Origin of the sequence: uncultured Novosphingobium sp. (assembly GCF_964277725.1) — a bacterium.
Lineage (GTDB): Bacteria > Pseudomonadota > Alphaproteobacteria > Sphingomonadales > Sphingomonadaceae > Novosphingobium > Novosphingobium fluoreni.
In genome coordinates, this window is the sequence record NZ_CAXYKL010000247.1 from 1 (window position 1) to 3961 (window position 3961).

Consider the following 3961-nt stretch of genomic DNA (forward strand, 5'->3'; position numbering starts at 1 on the left):
GCGCGCGATGCACGTTGCCTTCAGCCTCCTCGGCATCGCCCTGATCATGCTGGCCGCCTTCCTGCTATCGGCCAACCGGGGCGCGATCCGCCCGCGCGTGGTGGGTGCAGCTTTCGCCTTGCAGGCCGGGTTCGCAGCGCTTGTCCTCTACGTGCCCTTCGGCCGCACCGTGCTGGGCGGGGCGGCGCGAGGGGTGGAGACGTTGCTGGGCTATGCCCATGCGGGCGTCGATTTCCTGTTCGGCCCGCTGGCCAGGCCGGAAATGGGCGGCACCAGCTTCGCCATTTCGGCGCTGCCGGTGATCATCTTCTTCGCCTCGCTGATCTCGATCCTCTATTATCTCAAGATCATGCCGCTGGTGATCCGCTGGATCGGCGGCGGGCTGGAGAAGATCACCGGCATCTCCAAGGTGGAAAGTCTGGCGGCCGCCTCGAACATCTTCGTCGGCCAGAGCGAGGCGCCACTGGTGGTCCGCCCCTATCTCGCTTCGCTGACGCCCTCGCAGTTGTTCTGCCTGATGACGGTGGGCATGGCGGGTGTGGCGGGCACGATCCTTGCCGCCTACGCCAGCATGGGCATCCGTATCGACTATCTGGTGGCGGCCGCATTCATGTCCGCGCCGGGAGGCATCTTCATGGCCAAGATGATCATGCCCGATCCGCGCGCGGCGGCGCCCTCGCTGATCGCCGATGGTGACGTGCTACGTTATGAGCATGATGCGCCCCCGCCCGCCGGAATGGCCGCCGCCGCGCTGAAGAGGGAGGACATGACGCACCAGCCGGGCGTGCACGACGACGTGCCGGTCGAAGTGCCGCATGACGAGGAGAAGCCCGCCAATATCATCATGGCCGCTGCGCAAGGGGCGCAGACCGGCGTGAAACTGGCGGTGGCGGTAGGCGCGATGGTGCTGGCGTTCGTGGCATTGATCGCGCTGGCGAACGGCCTGGTCGGCTGGATCGCGGGGCTGCTGGGCTTTGCCGATGTGACGTTCCAGGTGCTGCTGGGCTACCTCTTCGCACCGATCTTCTACCTGCTGGCAACGCCCGACTGGAACGAGGCGCTGCAGGCGGGCGGACTGTTCGGCACCAAGATCGTGCTGAACGAATTTGTCGCCTTCATCGAACTGGGCAAGGACGCCGGACTTTCGCCGCGCACCGTGGGCGTGATCACCTTTGCCTTGTGCGGTTTCGCCAACTTCTCGTCGATCGCAATCCAGATGGCGGTGACGGGCGGCCTGGCCCCGAACCAGCGCCCGGTGATCGCCAGGCTGGGCATGCGGGCGCTGGCGGCCGGTAGCTTATCCAACTTGATGAGCGCGGCGCTGGCCGGGTTGTTCCTGGGGTTGGGCTGACCCGCCCGGCAAGGGCCGCCGCGTTCGAAGAGACGTCCTCTCAGCTTGGCGTCATCACGCCCTTATGATGCCCGGCAAAGCCCAGGAACGCCTTCATCCAGCCGTTCAGGAAATCGCGCGAAGCTTCTGAGATCGTGTGGTCATCCGCCACCAGATCGTCCTTCCACTGGATGTAGGCCTCCGGCTGATCCATCAGCGGCACGTCCAGGTAGGCGAGCACGATGCGCAGATGCGATTGCCCCAGCGCGGTGCCGATCGGGCTGATCGAAGTGCCGATCACCGCAGACGGCTTCCCCTTCCACACGCTCTCCCCATAAGGACGCGAGCCGTAGTCGATCGCGTTCTTCAGCACGCCGGGGATCGAGCGGTTGTATTCCGGGCTGACGAACAGCAGCGCATCGCTGCTCTTCACCAGTTCGCGCAGGGCCACCACGGTCTCGGGCGGGCTCTCGTCATGCTCCTCGGTGTAGAGCGGCAAAGAGCCGATGTCGGCGAAGTGATATTCGTGTTCGGCCGCGTCGGGCAGGCGGATCAGAGCTTCGGCCAGACTACGGTTGATCGAACCGGGCCGAAGCGACCCGACGAGAACACAGATTTTGAGTGGCATGGACAGGCTCCTGAAGGGAAGAGTTCGGCAACCCAACCCTCGTCAGCCCCGGGCGTTCCCTTTTTGCGATCCGATCACCGCAACTCGATCAGGCGGAGCGACAAACCAGGATGATCAGGCGCGCACCGCGTGCGGGTTGGTTTCGCATGCCTCTTTGGTCTGCGTGCTGCCGCCACCCAGCAAGGCGATCGCCAGGAACCCGGCGATCACCAGCGCCACGAAGCCCAGGGTGACGAGGCCCAGGTACTTGTCGATGAATTTCTTGATCGGTGCGCCGAACAACCGGAACAGCACACCCACGATCATGAAGCTGATCGAGCGCGAGATGATGCTGGCGCCGATAAACACCGGCAGGCTCATGCCGATGAAGCCGGCGGTGATCGTCAGCAGCTTGAACGGGATCGGCGTGGCACCCTTCACGATGATGATCTCCGCGCCGTATTCGCGCAGATAGCAGGCGGCCTTGGGGAAGCTTTCCGCCAGGCCCAGCGCGTGGAGCAGCGCCTGCCCGAACGCTTCGTAAGCCAGCGCACCGATCGCGTAACCCAACAGTCCGCCCAGCACCGAGCCCAGCGTGGCGATCGCGGCGAAGCGGATCGCCTTGTTCGGCTCTGCCAGGCACATCAGACCCAGCAAGGGGTGCGGCGGCACCGGGAAGAAGCTTGCCTCCATGAAGGCGAAAGCGGCCAGCCACCAGGCGGCATGCGGGTGCGAGGCCTTGGCCAAGGTCCAGTTATACAGGCGGCGCAGCATGTGATTCCCCCTGGACCACGCCGATGCGCCGTCCCGTATCGCCGTGACTAGCAGCAAACCCCCGGCGAGCAAGCGCGTAACCTAATTGGCACTTTTTGCTTGACTTGTTCAGGCGATATCGGTACATAACAGGAACAACGTCGGAGGGCTGATCTGCTCTCCCCGATCCGCAAAACTTGCAGGAGCCCATCATGGTGGACACGAAGGTGCCTTCCAGCACCCGGCCGCGCGTCATGCGCGCCGCCCCCAAAGACCGCTGGCGGCGCGTGTTCCTGAATGCGCTGGCTGCGACCTCCAACGTCACCGCATCTGCCAAAGCGGCCAATGTGCCGACGTCCAAGGCCTATAACGCACGGCGCAAGGATGCGGCGTTTTACCGCGCTTGGCAGGAAGCGCTGTGCGAAGGTTATGAGCATCTGGAAATGGCGCTGCTCCACCGCTTGCGCGAAGGCGAAGTGAAGGCCGCTCCGGGCGCCAAGCGCGGCGTGCGCGTGTTCGACAATGCCACCGCCCTGCGCTTGCTGATCGCCCACCGCGATTCCGTTTCGCGGCAGCAGGCGATCCGCGGCAACGAGGATGCGCAGGCCGTGATCGCGGAGATCAACGCGCGCATCCTGAAGCTGCGCAAGCCGGCCGAGTTGGAAGCGCCATCCACGATCGACGCGGCGGCGGAGCCTTGCGATGACTGAGACCGAACTCTTCACGCGCTATGCCGGGGCCAGCGACGCGGATCGCCAGCGGGTGTTCGCCGGTCTGCACGACGACGGCCCCGTCGAAACGAGAAGCAACTGGCGCATGTGGGGCCGGGCGGAGCAAATCGCGCCCGCCGGAGACTGGCGGACGTGGCTAATCATGGCCGGGCGCGGCTTTGGCAAGACCCGCGCCGGGGCGGAATGGGTGCGCGAGATGGCGGAGGCTTATCCCGACGCCCGCATCGCGCTGGTCGCCGCATCCTTGAGCGAGGCGCGTGCCGTGATCGTGGAGGGCGAAAGCGGCTTGCTCTCGCTCGGTCCGGTGCATCGCCGCCCCGCCTTCGAACCCTCGCTGCGCCGCGTGACTTGGCCCAACGGCGCGCAGGCCACGCTCTATTCGGCAGGTGAGCCGGATTCGCTGCGCGGCCCCCAGCACAGCCACGCCTGGTGTGACGAGATCGCGAAGTGGGACAATGCCGGCGGCCGTGCCATCGCCGCGTGGGACAACCTGATGCTGGGGCTGAGGCTGGGCACGCAGCCCCGCATCGTCGCCACCAC

Annotated in this window: 5 protein-coding genes; 3 read left to right on the plus strand and 2 right to left on the minus strand. The window is 65.6% G+C overall.

Features of this window, described 5'->3' with window-relative positions; translation table 11 throughout:
• The first annotated feature begins 7 nt into the window (after window positions 1-7).
• Complete coding sequence (locus ACHWRX_RS13725; RefSeq protein WP_394659611.1) at window positions 8-1351, plus strand: NupC/NupG family nucleoside CNT transporter; 1344 nt, start codon at window positions 8-10, stop codon at window positions 1349-1351.
• A gap of 40 nt (window positions 1352-1391) precedes the next feature.
• On the opposite strand, the gene ACHWRX_RS13730 is transcribed toward ACHWRX_RS13725, so the two are convergent.
• Both ACHWRX_RS13730 and ACHWRX_RS13735 read right to left on the minus strand, forming a co-directional pair.
• A complete protein-coding gene (locus ACHWRX_RS13730; protein WP_394659607.1) occupies window positions 1392-1958 on the minus strand; it encodes an NADPH-dependent FMN reductase in 567 nt (188 codons plus the stop codon).
• A 114-nt stretch (window positions 1959-2072) separates the two neighbouring features.
• Window positions 2073-2711 carry a YqaA family protein gene (locus ACHWRX_RS13735; protein WP_394659608.1) on the minus strand — a complete coding sequence of 213 codons (639 nt, stop codon included), beginning with the start codon at window positions 2709-2711 and terminating at the stop codon, window positions 2073-2075.
• A 191-nt stretch (window positions 2712-2902) separates the two neighbouring features.
• Between ACHWRX_RS13735 and ACHWRX_RS13740 the strand changes: the two genes are divergently transcribed.
• Together ACHWRX_RS13740 and ACHWRX_RS13745 are read left to right on the plus strand one after the other, a co-directional pair.
• Window positions 2903-3400 carry a hypothetical protein gene (locus ACHWRX_RS13740; RefSeq protein WP_394659609.1) on the plus strand — a complete coding sequence of 166 codons (498 nt, stop codon included), beginning with the start codon at window positions 2903-2905 and terminating at the stop codon, window positions 3398-3400.
• Window positions 3393-3961: terminase large subunit domain-containing protein (locus ACHWRX_RS13745; protein WP_394659610.1), on the plus strand; the 569-nt coding region annotated here is incomplete at its 3' end. The genes ACHWRX_RS13740 and ACHWRX_RS13745, both read left to right, overlap by 8 nt.